Annotated in this window: 17 protein-coding genes; 8 read left to right on the top strand and 9 right to left on the bottom strand. The window is 66.5% G+C overall.

Going from position 1 to position 18061, the window contains the following annotated elements; genetic code table 11:
- Positions 1–100 precede the first annotated feature (100 nt).
- A complete protein-coding gene (locus V9F06_02955) occupies positions 101–607 on the top strand; it encodes a hypothetical protein (protein MEI2616587.1) in 507 nt (168 codons plus the stop codon).
- Between the two features lie 31 nt (positions 608–638).
- Here the strand turns inward: V9F06_02955 and V9F06_02950 are convergent, their stop codons facing one another.
- The 3 genes from V9F06_02950 to V9F06_02940 form a co-directional block, all read right to left on the bottom strand.
- Positions 639–1277 carry a hypothetical protein gene (locus V9F06_02950; protein ID MEI2616586.1) on the bottom strand — a complete coding sequence of 213 codons (639 nt, stop codon included), beginning with the start codon at positions 1275–1277 and terminating at the stop codon, positions 639–641.
- A gap of 341 nt (positions 1278–1618) precedes the next feature.
- Positions 1619–2746: an aminotransferase class V-fold PLP-dependent enzyme gene (locus V9F06_02945; GenBank protein MEI2616585.1), complete on the bottom strand. Its 1128-nt coding sequence runs from the start codon at positions 2744–2746 to the stop codon at positions 1619–1621.
- Between the two features lie 17 nt (positions 2747–2763).
- Positions 2764–3276, bottom strand: coding sequence for a hypothetical protein (locus V9F06_02940; protein MEI2616584.1), 513 nt, complete (start codon positions 3274–3276; stop codon positions 2764–2766).
- A 111-nt stretch (positions 3277–3387) separates the two neighbouring features.
- Here V9F06_02940 and add point away from each other — a divergent pair, with 111 nt between their 5' ends.
- From add to V9F06_02925, 3 genes are all read left to right on the top strand, one after another.
- Positions 3388–4461 (top strand): adenosine deaminase, encoded by a 1074-nt coding sequence (gene add, locus V9F06_02935; protein MEI2616583.1) that lies wholly within the window; start codon positions 3388–3390, stop codon positions 4459–4461.
- Positions 4462–4647: 186 nt separating this feature from the next.
- Positions 4648–5367: a redox-sensing transcriptional repressor Rex gene (locus tag V9F06_02930; GenBank protein MEI2616582.1), complete on the top strand. Its 720-nt coding sequence runs from the start codon at positions 4648–4650 to the stop codon at positions 5365–5367.
- A gap of 16 nt (positions 5368–5383) precedes the next feature.
- The gene (locus V9F06_02925; GenBank protein ID MEI2616581.1) at positions 5384–6883 is read left to right on the top strand and encodes a phospholipid carrier-dependent glycosyltransferase; all 1500 of its coding nucleotides are present in this window, start codon (positions 5384–5386) and stop codon (positions 6881–6883) included.
- A 44-nt stretch (positions 6884–6927) separates the two neighbouring features.
- On the opposite strand, the gene V9F06_02920 is transcribed toward V9F06_02925, so the two are convergent.
- Both V9F06_02920 and V9F06_02915 read right to left on the bottom strand, forming a co-directional pair.
- On the bottom strand, positions 6928–8643 hold the full coding sequence (locus tag V9F06_02920) for a glycosyl hydrolase (protein MEI2616580.1): 1716 nt from the start codon (positions 8641–8643) through the stop codon (positions 6928–6930).
- 87 nt (positions 8644–8730) lie between these two features.
- Positions 8731–9753, bottom strand: a complete 1023-nt coding sequence (locus V9F06_02915; protein MEI2616579.1) for a hypothetical protein — start codon at positions 9751–9753, stop codon at positions 8731–8733.
- Between the two features lie 292 nt (positions 9754–10045).
- Here V9F06_02915 and V9F06_02910 point away from each other — a divergent pair, with 292 nt between their 5' ends.
- The 4 genes from V9F06_02910 (at position 10046) to V9F06_02895 (ending at position 14526) form a co-directional block, all read left to right on the top strand.
- Positions 10046–10978 carry a hypothetical protein gene (locus V9F06_02910; protein MEI2616578.1) on the top strand — a complete coding sequence of 311 codons (933 nt, stop codon included), beginning with the start codon at positions 10046–10048 and terminating at the stop codon, positions 10976–10978.
- A 193-nt stretch (positions 10979–11171) separates the two neighbouring features.
- Positions 11172–12173 (top strand): hypothetical protein, encoded by a 1002-nt coding sequence (locus V9F06_02905; protein ID MEI2616577.1) that lies wholly within the window; start codon positions 11172–11174, stop codon positions 12171–12173.
- A 157-nt stretch (positions 12174–12330) separates the two neighbouring features.
- On the top strand, positions 12331–13695 hold the full coding sequence (mgtE, locus tag V9F06_02900; GenBank protein ID MEI2616576.1) for a magnesium transporter: 1365 nt from the start codon (positions 12331–12333) through the stop codon (positions 13693–13695).
- 153 nt (positions 13696–13848) lie between these two features.
- Positions 13849–14526 carry a hypothetical protein gene (locus V9F06_02895; GenBank protein ID MEI2616575.1) on the top strand — a complete coding sequence of 226 codons (678 nt, stop codon included), beginning with the start codon at positions 13849–13851 and terminating at the stop codon, positions 14524–14526.
- On the opposite strand, the gene V9F06_02890 is transcribed toward V9F06_02895, so the two are convergent.
- From V9F06_02890 to V9F06_02875, 4 genes are all read right to left on the bottom strand, one after another.
- Positions 14483–15052, bottom strand: a complete 570-nt coding sequence (locus V9F06_02890) for a hypothetical protein (protein ID MEI2616574.1) — start codon at positions 15050–15052, stop codon at positions 14483–14485. The genes V9F06_02895 and V9F06_02890 overlap by 44 nt on opposite strands.
- Positions 14964–15644: a hypothetical protein gene (locus V9F06_02885; GenBank protein ID MEI2616573.1), complete on the bottom strand. Its 681-nt coding sequence runs from the start codon at positions 15642–15644 to the stop codon at positions 14964–14966. Before V9F06_02885 ends, V9F06_02890 begins: the two co-directional genes overlap by 89 nt.
- 148 nt (positions 15645–15792) lie before the next feature.
- On the bottom strand, positions 15793–16971 hold the full coding sequence (locus V9F06_02880) for an aspartate aminotransferase family protein (protein MEI2616572.1): 1179 nt from the start codon (positions 16969–16971) through the stop codon (positions 15793–15795).
- 217 nt (positions 16972–17188) lie between these two features.
- Entirely contained in the window at positions 17189–17998 is an 810-nt protein-coding gene (locus V9F06_02875; GenBank protein MEI2616571.1) for a [LysW]-aminoadipate kinase, read from the bottom strand.
- Between the last annotated feature and the right edge of the window lie 63 nt (positions 17999–18061).

Below are 18061 nucleotides of genomic sequence, written 5' to 3'. Positions count from 1 at the left end.
CTTACGTCACCGTCAACGACCGCGACTCAGGATTTCGTCGGTCTACGATGGACTGTAAAACTCGAATCATCAAGGCAATGAGAGGACGGGAATCGAGAGGATGGCGACAACAGGGAATCAGACCGGTGTGTGTATCGGCGGGCCGGGTGACACTTGGGAGGCGCGCACGGATGCGACGCCGGAGGCGTATCGGCTCGCGTTCCGGGCGCACACGACAGCAAGCTGGGAGCTAGTCGAGGCAGCGCAGGGGGACTTGCTGCAGCTCGTGGTGGGGCGCGTTCCGGCGGTAACCGGCGCGGAGGTGATCCTTGGGCTGGCGACGCTGTTTCGCGACGATCCCGAGGGGGACGCGGCCGGACGGGCGTCGCTGACGACGATCATGGGCGACCTCCGGCCGGCCATCGCCTGGACGCTGCTGGTCGCGCTGTCGGACGGATTCTTCAACGCCGGGGCTGGTCGCTTTGACGACCGCCCCGCCACAATCCGGGCCGAGCTGGCGCGGGCGCTTCGCTGCCTGCTGGCGCTCGATCTGCCGATCTCCGACCGAGCGGCGCTGGAGCGCGTCCGCGGGCTAGCGGTCTGGCAGGCAGACGCCCCGTCCGGTTGAACCGGGCGGGGCGTTGCGACTGGTATCCGGTTTACTTCGACGGCTGCTTGTATTGCAGCAGGATCTCGAAGACGCGCGACGGGGTGGTCAGGGTGAAACCGGTCGCGCTCTCGGGAGTATCGAAGATAGCGGCGGTCTGCACCTCCTGCGTCGGGTCAATCGGCGCGGTCATGTCGAGGCCCTTGTCGTAGGTGAGCGACTCGCGGGTGGCATTGGTGGCGAGGAAGTACGAGTTGCCGGCGATGTCGACGACGACCAGCCCGTCGTAGGGGAAGGGCCGCGCGACGGTCAGCGTGTTCTTCACCGTCAGCTGAAGGTAGAGGAACATCCCGTCGGCCGTGCTATCGCCAATCTTCTTGAACAGATCGTAGCCTGTGATGGTCAGCTCCCAGCCGTCGGTCGTGACGGTGTCGCCAATGGCCGGCTTCGGCGCAGGGATCGCGGTCGGAGTGGCTGCCGGGCGGACAACGGTCTGCGTCGGCGCCAGGGTCGGGGTTGGTGGCGGCGGGGGCGGCGCGGTTGGCGTGGTCTGGGCCAACTGCCGACCGGGGGTGCCGGCCGCGCCATTCGGGCTGGTTCCATCCGCAGAGCCGCAGGCGGCCAGCAGAAGCGTCGATGCCAGAAGCGCCACAATGGCGAGCGCGCCGGTTCGTCCTGTTCGAGCCTGCATCTCTCGTCACTCTCCTGCCACCGCCCGGCGATGCCTGTCTGGCACGGCTCGGCCGGCGACTCACATTCACTCGATCGCGATGCGCTGGCCCACGGGGTCCCGAATTCCGCGTCCCGACGCCATTGACGGCTACCGGCTGGCTGCCGGCTCGACCGGCCGGATGGTTCCTTGCTGTGACTCGCTGGCAACTATTGCCAACATGAGAAATCAACCATCCGAGCTACCCTGAAGATACACCGCCACAACCACGTCCGTCAACCATGTACGAACATGCGAACGTGCGCACCTATGCGGAAACTGACGTTCAGACTGGCGAACGGAAGGTGCGTTGTCAGGGAGTATTAGGATGGGAAACTTGCGTACAGCGCAAGTACGACGCGATCGCGGACGGTGGCGGCCTCTCCGGGCTCGAGGGTGTCGGGGGTCAGCGAGATGGCGTCATCGCCGGCCGCCTTGACCGCGACGCGCGGGTCGCCCTCCCAAAGCGCGCGGACGACCGCGTCACGACGAGAGGTCGCTGCTCGGCCGTCGAGGATCACTCGGCAGCGTGGCATCGGCTGGCCGGCCTCGTTTGGAAACTCACGCTCGGCGCGGACTCCGGGGACCGCAGAGAACGCGGCAACCCAGCCGGTGACATCCGCTTCGTAGCCTGCGATGCGCGCGAGGTGATCCTCGGCCAGGTAGCGCTCGACGGCAGCCAGCAGGCCGGCCATCTCCTCTTTGCCGACCTTCATCGAGCGACCCAGCCGCGGGTTTGGCGACCCATGCTGGCGGATAGCGGCGACCAGATCGGGCCGGCCGACGACCAGCCCGCTGGCCTGTGGCCCGCGCAGATCCTTGCCACCGCTGAAGATGGCGAGGTCAGCGCCCTGTTCGCGGGTGTAGCGCCAGAGATTCTCGGGCGGGGGAAGTTGGGCCGCTCCATCAACGATTACCGGCACGGAGCGCGCATGGGCAATCTGGACGACCTCTGCGAGAGGAAGAGCCCCTTCGGCGAGATGCTCGCCAGCGACGAAGAGCACCGCGGCGGTGTCGGCGTCGATCGCCAATTCCAGCTCGACCGGGTGGACCTCCGGCTCGACTCCGATCTCGACCAGCGTCGCGCCGGCCAGCGCGACCGACGGAAGGTAGGGGATGCGGTGCGGACGCTGGTAGACGATCTTCGACGGAAGGCCGGGGCGGTCGGGCATCCTGGCGATGGCGACCGGGTCGTTGCCGGTCATACAGGCGAGGGTGGCGAGGGTCAGGCCGGCCGCTGCGCCAGTCGTGACGCAAGCGGCGTCGTTTCGCGTGAGCGCGGCCAGCCGCTTGCCGACGGCATCGTGCAGCTCAACGATATCGACGTAGCTGCGCGCGGCTGCATCCATCGCCCAGCGGACCTCGTCCGGCATCAACGATCCGCCGAGGCGAGTCAGCCGCGCATCGGCGTTGAGTACTCGACGGATTCCCAGGTCGTCGTAGATCGTCATCGACCGTCACCCCGATGCTAGCGCGCCAGCGCAGAGATCCACTCCGGCAACCGCTCGTCGCCGATGACGCGATTCAGGACGCGCAGCTCGGACAGCCTCGAGGTCTGGCCGGCAAGCAGCTCCTCGGGCGAGATATCGGCCTCCTCGGCGAGGTCGGAATCCTCCTCGAGCTGTGCAATCAGCGCATCACGCCAGGCGCGGACCTCGTCGTGATCGAGCGGGGCGTCTCCCTCCGGCTCCAGGCTCGCGATTGCCCATTGGCGGCTGACGAGGGTGCCGATCGCGGTGAGCTGCCAGCGGAAGCCGCTATCGTCGCGCGCGATAGCGCCGTGGCGCGAGAGCTCGCTGATCTGCGAAATGACGATCGCCGTCTCGATCGGCTGACCAGTGATGTGCTGGTGCAACAGGCCGGCCGTCTGAGCCAGCGTGATCTCGTCAAGCGTCTGGCCGGACTGGGCCAGCGCGATCATGACTCCGACCCGCACCGGACTGCTGGCAATAAAGCTGGCGGTCTCGACCCAACTTGCCATATTGGCGTGCTCCTCTTCTGTCCGTTCCCAATACCTGCCTCATTATCCCCCGTCGCGCCAGGGTCGGCTGCTACAATCGTCATTCGTTCTCCCGATCGGAAGGATCCATCGATGCGAGAGACCCCGACTCGCCTGACCGGCGCTGAGCGCGCGTTCCTGGCACGGATGCCGAAGCCGGAGCTGCACGTCCACCTGGAGGGTTCCGTGCGACCCGAGACGTTGCTCGACCTGGGGCGACGACACGGGGTCGTGTACCCGTTCGACGACACAAACGGCGCGCGTGACTGGTATCGGTTCCGCGACTTTCCCCACTTTATCGAGGTTTTCATGGCAGTCTGCGATAGCCTCCAGACCAGCGAAGACTACGAGCGGGTGACGTGGGAGCTGGCCGAGACGGCCCGCGCGGAGAATATCCCGTACCTGGAAGTGACGATCTCGCCGACTTCGCCGCTGAAGCCACGGACGAAGGCAATGCCCGATCTTGTGCTGGCCGGCTGCCGGGCCGGAGCGCGCCAGGGATGGGACGATTTCGGTGTTCGGATCCAGTTTATCGTCGATGCGGTCAGGGTCCGTGCGCCGGAAGAGGTAACTGCGATCGCCGAATGGTGCGTCGCGAATCTGGGCGACGGGTTGGTCGGGATCGGGCTGGGCGGCACCGAGATCGGCTATCCAGCAGCCCCTCACGCGGCAGCGATCGAATTTGCGCGTCGCAATGGCGCGCGGGTCAGTCTGCACGCGGGGGAAACAGTCGGGCCAGAGAGCGTCTGGGACGCGCTGGAGAGCGGCGCGGAACGGATCGGCCACGGGGTCACGAGCATCCACGACCCGGAGCTTGTCCGCCGCCTGGCGGCAAACCGGGTGGTGCTGGAGGTCTCACCGACCAGCAACATCCGCCTTGGAGTGGCGTCGAGCTACGCGACTCACCCGATCCGGGCGCTTCACGACGCGGGGGTGCCGGTAACGGTGAACACCGACGATCCGCCGATGTTCGACGCGACGATGACCGGCGAGTACGTCGCCCTGGCCGAGGAAGCCGGCTTCGACATCGATGAGCTGTCGGCAATGGCTCGGCGGGCAGCCGAGGCGGCCTTCTTGCCGGACAGCGAGCGCGCGGAGCTCGTCGCGCGCATCGACAGGGAGGTCGCCACCCTGCGCGAGGATCTGGCGTCGGATTGTCCCGGTTGAACGTTGGTTTGCCTGCGATGTAGCATTTCAGGTATTGCCTCGGCACGGCCGTGCCGCTCGAACGCCTGGATCGACAGCAACGCCCAGGCAGCATCGAGGCGCCGTGAGCGACGGGCATCCTCGTGGTGAGGGGAACGGGACACGGCGGCGATCAGGCCGGCCGTGCGACGAGCAGCAGGGTTAACCATGGGACAGGCAGCGAGCGATTCGCGCGCGGATCGCGCAATTCCCGACATCGTCATCCGGCGGCTGCCGATCTACGTTCGGACACTGCGGCTGATCGCCAGCGAGGGGATTCCGACCGTCTCGTCCGACGATCTGGCACGCCTGATCGGCGTTACTGCGGCGCAGATTCGCCGAGACCTGTCCTACTTCGGCAGGTTCGGCAAACAGGGCAAGGGGTATAACGTGGCGACGCTCGTCGCCACGATCGAGCATATTCTCCATCTTGATCAGCAGTGGGATGTCGCGCTGGTTGGCTTCGGCCACCTCGGGCAGGCGCTGGCCGCCTACCGCGGCTTCGGCGCTACGACGTTCGAGATCGTCGCCATCTTCGACCGCAGCCCGGCGAAGGTCGGCCAGACATCAGAGGACGGCGTGCCGGTGTTGACTGCCGACGAGATCACCCGCGTGGTGCGGGAGCGGGATATCCGGATGGGTATCATCGCCGTCCCGGCATCCGCCGGCCAGGAGGTTGCGGATGCGCTGGTCGCGGGCGGGGTGCGCGCCATCCTGAATTACGCGCCGGTGATCCTCCGCGTGCCGGAGGATGTCTGGGTGCGAGAGATCGACCCGACCGGGGCAATGCAGTCGATGACATACTATCTGAACGATGACGCCGCCCCGCCCGACACGTCGACGGAGCGATACCGCCGCGCCGCGCTCGAGGCGACGCCGGGCTGGTAGGCAGAACGGGGAGAGCGTGGGAACGAGCGGCAAGGCGCTGACACGGCCGGCCGCAGGTGTCTTCCTCACCCTGCTCGCGTGCTATCTGCTCACCCACGGCGGGACGTTCTACAGTTCCGACGGTTATGTCATGTATGCGACGGCAAAGGCGCTGGCGCTGCAGCACACAATCGTGCTGGCGCCGAACCCCGACGTGGCCTGGCAGATCGTCCGGGGGCAGCACGGGCTGTACTTCTCGAAGTATGGGCTGGGGCAGCCGCTACTGGCGACGATCCCGATCCTGCTGGCAAAGGCGCTCCGTGAATCAATCCTCAGTGGAGTGCTCGATGAGGCGCTCTCCATCTACGCTGTCTCGCTACTGAACCAGGTCGTCACCGCGGCCAGCGGCGCGCTCGTCTTTCTACTGGCCGTCCGTCTGGGCAACGGCATCCGCCTCGCGGTCGGGCTGGCGTTGGCGTGGGGGTTGACGACGCTGGCCTGGCCATATTCGAAGACGTTCTTCAGCGAGCCGTTGTTCACCGCCTGCCTGCTACTGGCGGCGCTGGGGCTGCTGGCCTACCGACAGGAGGGCAACCGCTGGCGCTACGGCTGGCTGGCGCTGGCGAGTCTCGGTCTCGGCTACGCCGTGCTGACGCGGGTCGTCGGGGCGTTGCTCCTGCCGCCGTTCCTCGCCTACGCTGCCTGGGCCGCGCTGCCGCATCCGGAGGGTGAGCCGCTGCGCCGGCTGATCCGGCGGCCGGCCAGTGAGACAGGCTGGTGGCGCTCGGCGCTCGCGGCGGCGCTGGCCTTCGGCATCCCGGCGGCCGCCTGCCTGGCGCTGCTGCTGTGGCACAACGCTGTCCGCTTCGGCAGCCCGTTCGACAACGGCTATACGGGCGAGCGGTTCGACACGCCGCTCCTGTCAGGGCTGGCCGGACTGCTCGTCTCACCGGGCAAGAGTATCTTCCTCTACGCGCCGCTGACGGCGCTAGCGGTCGTCGGCTGGCCGCGTTTCTGGCGCGAGCGGCGGGCCGAGGCCGTGCTCTACGCCGCGATCGCCGCGGTCGTGCTGGTCCAGAATGCGAAGTGGTGGTCGTGGTGGGGTGGCTGGGTCTGGGGGCCACGCTTGCTCGTGCCGCTGCTGCCGTTCGCAATCCTCGGCCTTGGGCCACTGCTGCGATCGTCGGCCCGCGCGCGGACGGCTGCCTGGGCGCTGGCGGGATTCGGGTTCGGGGTGGCGCTGCTGGGGTCGCTGGTTGACTTCAACCTGTATCTGATCGAGATCCATGCGCAATACGAGGCGGCCGGCCGCGGCAACGCAGATCCGGACATCTACTGGCGCCTCTCGACCTCGCCGATCGTCGTCGAAGCCCAACGGCTCTGGGAAGGACGGGACATCAGCGTCGTCACGTTCCACCTCCAGCGCATCGGCTTCAATACCGCTCAGTCGACTGCATTCCTCGTCGCACTCGCGCTTATCGCGGTAGCCGGCGTCTGGCTGCTAGCGGGGACGAGGGACGAGCCAGATATTCCATAGCAGGGGCCGGATCCTGTCCCTATGCGTCCGCCGATCACGCCCCGCTACCGATAGGATCGGCTCGTCGGGAGGCGACTGGCAGGGTCGGGGGAGAGCCAGCCGTCGGTAGCCAACTCGTTGGCGATCAGTCGGCCGAGCAGAACCTCGTACTCGGTGCCGGCGTACTCCGGGTGGTATTCGAAACGGGCACGCTCGAAGTACTGGACGGTGTAGACCTCGCCGGTGTCGGGGTTCCGTTCCGAGAACTCCTCGGAAATCGGATAGCCAAACGTCGCCAGCCCCCCGCGTGCGTCCCAGAATGCCTTGAAGCCGTGGGAGAGCGAGTGGCCGGTGGCATCGAAGCAGGCGCGCTCTGGGCCGGGCGCGCAGCCGCCAAGCGGCTGGAATGGCGCTTCCCCCTCCCTGCCGGCGGCCATTGCGCTGCCGGCTAGCGTCCCCAGGACCTCGCCCCACTGGCCGAGATATTCCGGATGGAACTCCAGCCGGGCACGCTCGAAGTCCTGCGCCAGCAGCCATCGTCCGTCCGGCTGAAGGCGCGGGTAGGGGCGTGTCAGTGGCAGGCCCAGAATGCGCAGACCGCCGCGCTGCTGCCAGGCGCGCAGGAATCGGCCATCGATCGACTGCCCGGTCTCCGGGAAGAGCTGCGCCGTCGCGTCCCACGTAGTGGCTGGCCGGCCGTCCCGCGGCAGGTGCTTGAATGCATCGTAGTAGACGGGCTTCGGCCGGAATGTCGTGTGCGGCCCCAGCCAGCGCCCGCCATGCTCATCTGGCACGATCTCCATTAGCCCGAACAGATCGACAGGAACCTCGTTCCAGTCGTGAAGCATGTGCAGATGGGCGAACTCGATGTATGGCTGGCGCTTCATCCAGTCGACTGCCGCGCGGAGGTTACGCGCCTGGTTCTCGACATCCGTCACCCATCCGTATTCGGTGATCCAGATCGGCTTGGCCCCATCGCCGCGGGCGACCATCAGGTTGCGCAGATCACCGATGCGCCGGTAGCTGATCTCCTCCGGCTCGATGCCCGGGCCGGCGATGAAGTGCCAGTTGTATGGATGGATCGAAACTGCGTCCCACGGCTCATTCCCGTTGCCATACCAGGCCTCGCTCAGGTTGTAGATCCAGTCCATGTACTCCGATCCGACCAGCGTCTGGGCGGCAACGACGATCTCCGGATTCACCGCGTGGGCTACGTCGTAGAACATTCGCAGGTTACGCAGATAGACCGTCGCATCCTGCCCCAGCAGTTGCCACATCTCCGGCTCGTTCCAGAACTCCCAGTGCTCGATCCAGGCATATCGCGAGACTGCCGCCCGCACTGCGTTCTGAAAGGCCGGCGCCATATCTTCGCGCAGGCCACAGAGGTAGATCTCGGTGAGCGCGCTATCGCAGCCGGGCTTGTCGACCGACGCCCAGCCGGGGATCGTGTTGAAATCGGCTACAACCACGATGTTGCGTCTGGCCAGCTCGCCGAGAACATCGTCGTACAGCCGCCAGTCGAACGTCCCCTGGGTCGGCTCGAAGCGCCGCCAGTCGATCGACAGCCGGACCGTCGTCACGTTCAGGTCGTCCAGCGCCGGGAGGAGTTGGCTACCGTAGACGTCCGGGTCGAGCCACCAGGCGTGCGCCGCGATGCCATAGATGAAGGGATTGCCATCCTGGGGCTCTGCGGCATTGGCCGGCGAGGGCAGCAGGCTGGCGCCGACGACGACGAGCAGCAGCAGTGTTGCGAGCCGGCCGGCCAGGGGGAGCCTGGTCATGGAATATCGCACTCCGTCGGTCGTCGGACACCGTCGTCCGTTCGTATCAGATCAGCACGGGAGTATTGCACGCCGGGAGCGCTCGGTTCAGGCGGCGTCGCCGGCCTGCTCGTGCCAAATCGCCGCCGTGACCCCGCCATCGGGCATCACGATCCGGCCTGACGCAACCAGCTCATCGATCGCGTAGGCGTAGGCCAGGTGATCGAACCAGCAGAAAAACTCGCCGAACGTCGTCACACCCGCATGAGCCGCGCGAAGGCCATCGTATAGCACGGTCAGCTCGCCGAGCAGGCTACGGTAGCCATCGACCAGATCGCGGGCGAGCGCGCCAGCAAACCTGCTCCAGACCCGCGAGTCGTGCTCATCGACAAACGGCAGCCCGACCTGTCGGGCCAGCGCGGCCGCATCGAACGGAGGATCCGCTCTGTCGAGCGCGGCCCGGAGCCGTTCGTCGTGACGCGATCGCTCCCGGTTCGGCGCCACCGTGGTTCCGTAGCGACCGAACGTCAGGTGCGCCCAATCGGGCCAGGGGAGCGCCGTCACTCGCTGACCATACTGGCCCAATGCTGTTTCGTCTCCTTCGACGACGTAGAGATAGTAGCGGGCCGCCGGATCGTCGCGGCCACCGCGCGGCGGGGCTGGCGGCATCAGCCGGCCGTCGTCCGCCAGCGCATCCAGCAGGCCGATGTCCAGCAGCCGGTCACCGACGAGCAGAAACGACACCTCGGCCAGCGTGTATCGTCGGGAGATATCCAGCCGGGGCCAGAGTGCTTCGATCAGTGGCCAGGACGAGGCGACTCCCTGCGCCAATTGAGCGCCAGCCCGCGCCGCCAGGCTGTCCACCCGCGCGATCTCATCCGCATTCACGATCAGCGCCAGCGGCCTCGCGCGATCGCCCTCCAGCGCGACGATGCCGGACGCCGCCAATGCCTCCAGATCGGCGCGCACCTCGCCGGCCGGCCGGCCGAGCGCAACCGCCAGCCCCGCCACCTCGGGATACTCCAGCAACGCTGGCAGCAGCGGCAGCCGCTCGGGCGTCAGCACCTGATACGGATTCCCGACGCCCACCATCCCGGCATGCAAACCGCGCTCCACGTTCGATACCGGCACCCGCGTTTCTCCCTCCTCCGGCCAGATAGCCCGCTATCGTATACCCGTGCTCGCGCGATGGCGCAACACGCACGAGCTACGTGACGATGTCTTCATCCCCGACGTGCAACGGGCCATTGCATGAGACCCAGCATCTGCATCGCCCCCTTCTCCGACAAATGATCGCTCCGCGTAAGTCCCGACGCGACCGGTACGCAATGTTGACAGCGGCTGCTACGCTATTCTCATCTTTATCATCAGGAGGGGCTGCGCCAACTCAGGCCGCAGCCATCAATAGCGGGAGGGTTGTCCAATGCGTCAGCTCGTGGTTGTCCCCACGTCCCTGCGACTCCTCGTCGGAGCCATCGTGACACTGGCCCTCGGCCTCGCCATCGGCATCGGTGTGAACAGCGTCCTGGCCAGCAGCCCGCCCACCACTGTCTCTGCCTGTGTCAGCAAGATGTCCGGTTTCGTCCGCATCGTCTCCAGCGATCGATACTGCATGCGCACCGAACGGTTCATGACCTGGCAGAGCGGCGCCGATCTGTCGGGTGTCGAAGCGCGGCTCACCGCGCTGGAGGGTCTCGTAACTACTCAGCAGGCTACGATCGCGTCCCAGCAAGCCACAATTGACGACCTCACGGCCCAGGTGCCGGCCTGCCTGTCGACCGCAAACGACGGGACGGCCCTCTTCAGCGGCTGCAACGTCCAGATTATCAATGGTCAGGGCAGCACCGCTACGGTCAACGGGAAGGGCAACCTGATCGTCGGCTACAACGAAGACAATGGCGACACCCGAACCGGCTCGCATAACGTCGTCGTCGGCTCAAGTCATACGTACAGCAGCTACGGCGGGTTGGTCGCGGGGTACGACAACATTATCAGCGGCGACTACGCCAGCGTCAGCGGCGGGGAGGGCAACACCGCCAGCGGCCACCAATCCAGCGTCAGCGGCGGATACTACAACACCGCCAGTGACCGCTCCTCCAGTGTCAGCGGCGGATACAACAACACCGCCAGCGGCCACCAATCCAGCGTCAGCGGCGGATACTACAACACTACAACCGGCAATTACTCCAGCGTCAGTGGCGGGGCTATCAACAAGGCTACCGGTATCGGCTCCAGCGTCAGCGGTGGGGACACCAACACTGCCAGCGGCATCTATTCCACGGTCAGCGGCGGGCGTAATCGCACAGCTGCTAGCCAAAATATGTGGGTCGGCGGAGGCCTCTCCGAGGCACAATAGCCCGGCCCTGCCAAGCCAGAGTCAAAGCAGTGACGCCCCGACGATCTGCCGGGGCGTCTTGGTTTGTGTTTTCCACGCTGATTCAGGCCTTCTCGACATGACAATCCGTTCATGTCATACTGCCGCCGTCTCCATCAACATAATGGCTGAACCGGGCCTACCGGCGGCCGTCAATAGCAGGAGGGTTGCCCCCATGCGTCAGTTCGCGATGGTTCCGTCGTCCCTGCGGCTCGTCGCCAGCGTTGTCGTCGCGCTCGCGCTCGGCGTCGCTATCGGCATCGGCGTCAACAGCGCTCTGGCCAGCAGCCCGCCCACCACTGTCTCCGCCTGTGTCAGCAAGATGTCCGGCTTCGTCCGCATCGTCTCCAACGGCCGGCCCTGCCTGCGCAACGAGACTGCCACCTCCTGGCAGAGCGGCGCTGATCTCTCCGGCATCGAAGCGCGGCTGGCGACCCTCGAAGGCAAGGTGGCCACGCTACAAGCCGAAAATACGAGTCTCCGCGCCCAGGTGCCGGCCTGTCTGTCGACGGCTAACGACGGCACGGCCCTCTTCAGCGGTTGCAACGTCCAGATCGTCAACGGTCTGGGCAGCACCGAGACAACCAACGCGACCGGCAACCTGATCGTCGGCTACAACGAAGACAACGACGACAATCGAACGGGATCACACAATCTCGTCGTCGGCTCACGTCATACGTATAGCAGCTACGGCGGGTTCGTCGCTGGGAACGACAATAGCATCAGCAAGGAGTACGCCAGCATCAGCGGTGGGACCGGTAACACTGCTAGCGGCAAGTACGCCAGCATCAGCGGTGGGTACTTCAACACGGCCAGCGGTTGGGCCTCCAGCGTCAGCGGCGGGGCCAGCAACACCGCCAACGACGGGTACGCCAGCATCAGCGGTGGGCAGTACAACACGGCCAGCGGTTGGGCCTCCAGCGTCAGCGGCGGGTACAGCAACACCGCCAGTGGTGGCTACTCCAGCATCAGCGGCGGGGGGTCCAACACTACTAACGGCGGCAACTCCAGCGTCAGCGGCGGGTACAGCAACACCGCTAGCGGTTACGCCTCTAGCGTCAGCGGTGGGGAAACTAATGAAGCCAGTGGCGACTACTCCAGCGTCAGCGGCGGATCAACTCACACGGCGTCAGGCCAGGATAATTGGAGAGCCGGCGGCCTGACCGAATCCAACTAGCGCCGCGTCATCACGCGAACTCAACGTAGCGACGCCCCGGCGGGTAACTCGCCGGGGCGTCGTCTCTCTACGGCAACCCCGCTGACGCGCGGCCCTCTTCGTGCCATGGTTGTACACTGGGACGCTGCGCGACGGGTGAGGCCAGATGGGAGGGCGCGTGCTGACTGAAGACGACCGCCGGGTGCTACTGCGCGACGCCATCGACCGTGGCGACGCCACGGCCATCGCCGAGGCGCTGAGGCAGATCGACGAGGCCGGCGACGATCCTGTCGAGTACCTCGACCAGCTCTCCCCCCGCGATCTCCAGCGCTTCGCCCATGCCCTCGGGGCGGACGAGGTCGGCGACCTGCTCGGCGAGTTCGACCCGACCGACGCGGCTGACCTGCTGGAGCGTCTCCCCCTCGCCCACGCCGCTGACGTGCTGGAGGCGATGGAGCCCGACGAGGCCGCTGATGTCGTCGGCGAGATCGTCCCGGCCACCGCCAGCCAGATCATGGTCGCGATGGAGCCACTGGAGGCCGAGGAGCTGCGCGAGCTGCTGGCCTACCCGCCCGACACCGCCGGCGGCCGGATGACTCCCGCCTACGTCTCGGTCAGCCCCGAGCTGCGCGCCGACCAGGCCGTCGTCGCCCTGCGTCGTGTCGCCGAGGAGGCCGAGACGATCAACTACATCTATGTGCAGGAGGAGGACGAGCGCCTGCTGGGCGTCCTCTCGCTGCGCAACCTCGTCCTGACCCGGCCGGATTCGCGCGTCCGGGACCTGATGATCGAGGACGTTTACACGATCCTTGTCACCGCCGACCAGGAGGAGGCCGCGCAACTACTCAACGAGCACGATCTGCTGGCCCTGCCGGTTGTTGATAGCGAAGGCCGGCTGCTCGGCATTATCACCGCCGACGATGTCGCCGATATCCTCGAACAGGAGGCGACGGAGGACATCGAGCGGCTCGGCGGCTCGCAGCCACTGGAAGAGCCGTACCTGCGCGCGACGCCGTTCCTCCTCTTTCGCCGGCGTGTTCCGTGGTTGCTGGCGCTGTTCGTCGCCGAGGCCTACACCGGCACCGTCCTGCGCCACTTCGAGCACGAGCTGTCCAACGCCGTCGCGCTCGCCTTCTTCATCCCGCTGCTGATCGGCACCGGCGGCAACGTCGGCTCGCAAACGGTCACCACGCTCGTCCGGGCGATGGGCCTTGGCCAGGTGCGGATTCGCGATCTGTTCCGCATCGTCCGCAAGGAGGTTCTGACCGCGATCATGCTCGCCGCGGTGCTGTCGGTCGTGACCTTCGGCCGCGCGATGACGCTGCATGTCGGCGTCGATATGGGCATGGTCGTCGGCATCACCGTTGTGCTGATCGTCCTCTGGTCGGCGCTCGTCGCGGCGGTGCTACCGCTGACCCTGCGCCAGCTGAAGATCGACCCTGCCGTGGTCTCAGCGCCATTCATCACGACGCTGGTGGACGGCACCGGACTGGTGATCTACTTCACCGTCGCCCGGATGATCCTCCACATCCCGAACTCCTAGCGATGGCGCTGCGCCCTTGTCGCGCACGCGTTAGCCGGGCCAGTGTCGATCGGCGTGAGGCATAACGATCCGACGCCGCGCGCATTGTTATAGACGCGGGGGTAACGCCCGTGTGGCGCTGGCGACGGCCGGCAATCGGAAGGCGGCCCCGCGATGCTCCCAGGCGACCTCTGGATCTGGCTACTGGTGGCGGCGCTCGCGGCGCTCTGCAACGTGACCCCGGTGCTTGCTCCGCCCACCTGGGGAGTACTGGCCTGGTTCAGTGTCCACTACAACCTGCCGATCCTGCCGGTCGCCATCGTCGGCGCAGTCGGCTCGACCTTCGGCCGCATCATCCTTGCCCTGGCCAGCCGCTGGCTCGGCGAGCGCATTATCCCCGCCCGGCAGCGCGCCGACGCCCAACGCTACGCTGAGATGATCCGCCAGAACACGAAGCTCAATCTGCCGGCCCTGGCGATGTTCGCCTTCGGCCCGATCCCCAAAGCGATGCTCTTCATGGCCGCCGGGATCGCGCGAATCCCGCTCCTGCCGGGCGCGGTCGTCTACGGTGTCGCCCGCGCTGGCATCTACTTCGGCGCGCTGTTGGCGGCCGAGACGACGGTGACCTCGTTTGGCGACCTGTTCTCGCTCTCCGGCGCCGGCTCGCTGATCATCGCGACGCAGGTCGCAAGCACGATCGGCGTCTTCCTGCTGTTCCGCATGGATATCCCGAAGCTCGTCGAGCGCATCCAGCGCTGGCGCGGTGTCGAACCGACTGGCGAGCTCGGCTGGTCGCCAGTCGCACTCGTCAGGCGCGCGCTGCCGGCCCGGACGCAGGTCGAGACGCAGTAGCCGCTGCTTCAGCCGCCATCCGCGCATCGATGATCGGCCGATACCGGTCGTAGAGCGTGATAAGCGTCGTCAGCAACAGGCCGAAGAACAGCAGACCGGCGCGCCCGAGATCCGCTCCGAACGAGGGCGTGATCACCATGTAGAGCACGCCCAGACCGACATTGATCGCCGTCAAGGCGAGGAACTGTGTCGCCGAAGAGCGCCAGTTCGTCCCGCGTGCGGCCAGCCAGTGGCTGACCGCCGCATTCGCGACGACGACCGCGCCGACGCCAATCAGCATCTGCAACGCGCCGACGTGGACGTTCGGCAGCATCTGCGCGAAGATCACGCCCAGCAAGCCGACCAGCACAACCTTCTCGGCCAGCCCCTCGCGCCAGTGCCGGTCGGCGGCCGGCTTCAGCGGGATCGCAATCTGGTTATCCGCATGCGCGTCCGAGTCATATGTGGCCGGCCAGTCTCCGGTCGGCAGCTGGGCGGAAACACGCCGGATGACGAACCACAACGCGACGCCGAGCGCGATCAGCACCGGGAAGATCCAGAGGCTGTTGCCGATTGCCGTGCCCCAGCTTCTCGTCGAGCGACGACCCCAGGATATGCTCCTTGAATGCGTCGGTGACGTCCAGCTGGAACAGGTGGATCCACGCCTCCTGCGGCAGCTTGATGACGATCCAGATGAAGGCCGCCGCCCCGAGGATGTGCTTCTTCGTCAGCCGGCGCATGCTCCATCGTGTCCGCACGCCTTCGACATACAGGAAGAAGTACTCGAACGCATTCGGGAAGATCAGCAGCAGCGCTCGCCAGCCGGTCAGCTCGAAGAGTGTCGAGCCGGCCAGCCGGTAGTACCAGAGGAATCGGCTGGTCTTGTATGCGTAGACATTCGTCCAGTTGCGCATTGTGGCGATATAGGCGATCGCCAGGTAGTAGACGTCGAGCGCCTTGTCGTAGGACTGGTAGCCCTCGAGATCGGCGTCGGTGAAGATCTGGAAGATCGACTTGTCGACGGCGTCGATCACCAGGGCGGCAAGCGTGGCCGGCAGCGGGAACCGAGGGATGAACAACGGCACGATGAATCGCGAGCCGGCGACGATCGTGAACACGACCACATAGGTAATATCCACGCTCTCACACCCCTGTATCGCTCAATAGCCCACAAACGGGACACAACAGGGACAGCCATGACCTGGCCATCCCTGATCGTGAATCGGAACTCGATAGATGCGTATGGTACTCGACGCGCGGCATTGCTGTTGGCTGCCGGCTGCGTCATCAGCCGCCGAGCGCATCCAGCGTCTCGCCGAGCGCGGCGACAGCCCGGTCGATCTGCTCTTCGCTGATCACCAGCGGCGGCAGCAGCCGGATCACCAGGCTGCCGGCCGGCAGCGCCAGCACGCCGCGGTCCTGCAGCCCCTTCAGCACCGGTGTCACCCGCACGCGGAACTCGACCCCGGTCATCAACCCCTGGCCGCGGACTGCCCGCACCTTCGGATGCGCCAGCGCCTCGATCCCTCCGCGCAGCCGCTCGCCGAGCGCGACGCTGCGTTCCAGCAGCCCCTCGGCGCGGATCGCATCGATCGTCGCCAGGCCGGCCGCGCAGGCCAGCGGGTTGCCACCGAACGTCGATCCATGGACACCGCCGCCGAGAACGCCAGCAACCTCCTCGGTCATCAGCGTCGCGCCGATCGGGACACCGTTCGCCAGCCCCTTGGCGGTGCAGAGGAGGTCCGGCACGATCCCACTGGGCTCGCAGGCGAAGAATGTCCCGGTCCGAAACGCCGTCTGCACCTCGTCGAGGATGAGCATTGCGCCGGCCGCGCTGGCGATATGGCGCGCGCCGGCGAGGTAGTCATCGTCCGGAACAACGATGCCGCCCTCGCCCTGGATCGGCTCGAGGATCACCGCCGCCGTCGTGCTGTTGACCGCTGCCTCCAGCGCGTCGAGATTGTTGAACGGCACGTGGGTCGCTGGCGCAAGAACCGCCGCGAACGGCTCCCGATACTTCTTCTCCGCCGTTGCCGCCAGCGCGCCGATCGTCCGGCCGTGATAGCCACCCCGCGTGGCGACGATGCCGTCTCGCCCGGTCGCGACGCGGGCGAACTTCAGCGCCGCCTCGATCGCCTCGGTTCCCGAGTTCGACAGAAACGCCCGCGTCATTCCGTCGGGCGCGAGCCCAATCAACGTCTCCAGAAACTGCGCCCGAATGTCGCTGACGAACGACTGGTGGCAACTCACGAGCAGCCCCGCCTGCCGGGCGATCGCCTCGGTCACAGCCGGGTGGGCGTGTCCCAGCACGTTCACCCCGTAGTTGCTCATCATGTCGATAAAGGCGTTGCCCTCGCTGTCCCACAGCGTCGCCCCCTCGCCCCGCGCCAGCACGACCTCGCGCTTGGCATACAGCGGCGGCTGGAGCGTCCGGTCAGCATTGATGATGTCCGTCGTAATCGTCATGGTTGCTCCTTATAGTGAAAGGGATGACCCCTCCCCTCGCCCCTCCCCTTCGAGGGGAGGGGGACGAAGAGACGAGACCTGCTGTCCAGTTCACGACCCGCTCTTCTCGTCTCTCCCGTCTCCACGGGGGAGGCATCGTGACGTAGCCTTCCGCGGGCACTAAGCTCCATCTCCCCTCCCTTCACAGGGGAGGGGGTTGGGGGAGGGGTTCCTACTCCTACCCCACAACCGTTCCCTCGCCGGCCAGCGCCCGGCTGACGGGCCGCTCGACGCGTGCGTCGGCAAAGACAACGCGGCCGATGCCAGCCGCAACGGCGTCGATGCCGGCCTGGACCTTCTTCTTCATTCGCCCGCCGGCCGCCGTCATCGCTGCCTCGACGCTGGCCGGGTTGGCGACGTCGATCTCGCGAATGAGCGAGTCCGGGTCGTCGAGATTCGCCAGCAGGCCGGCCGTGTTCGAAAGCAGGACCATCGCGTCGGCCTGCAACGCCTCGGCCAGGCGCAGCGAGAGCTTGTCGCCGTCGACGTTAATCGCCTCGCCGTTCAGGCTGACAGCCGGCGGTGTCAGCACCGGCAGGTAGCCGTTGTCCAGCAGCAGGTCGATCAGTCGTGTATCGATCTGTTTGATGCTGCCGGCGTAGTCGCCGCGCAGGATCTTCGGCTTGCCGTCCTCGACGATACGGATCGCGTCCTTGCGCGGTCCGCGGGCGATGCCGCCATCCAGCGCCGTCAGCCCGACGGCGTTGATGCCGCGCATCTGCAGCCCCTCGACGAGACGTTTATTCGTCCGGCCGGCGTAAATCGCCAGAAAATCGTCCATCGTCTCCGGATCGGTGAAGCGGCTAACCTGGCCGGTGGACGAGGTCACCAACCGGGGCTCGTGGCCGACCTGGCGCTGAAAGGCGTCCAGCGCGGCGTTCGCGCCGTGGACGAACACGATGCGCTCGCCAGGCCAGAGCGTGGCCAGATCGTCGAGCGTCATGGATGAATCGATCCCGGCGCTGCCGCCGAGCTTGATGACGAGCATACCCCTCCATTGCCCAAAGGGCTCCCGCCCTCCCCTGTGAAGGGAGGGGAGTAAGCGAATCCG

It is taken from the genome of Thermomicrobiales bacterium (assembly GCA_037045155.1).
In the GTDB taxonomy this organism is placed as follows: Bacteria; Chloroflexota; Chloroflexia; order Thermomicrobiales; family CFX8; genus JAMLIA01.
Note: the sequence above shows the minus strand (reverse complement) of the source record. Positions and strands in the feature narration are given on the sequence as shown.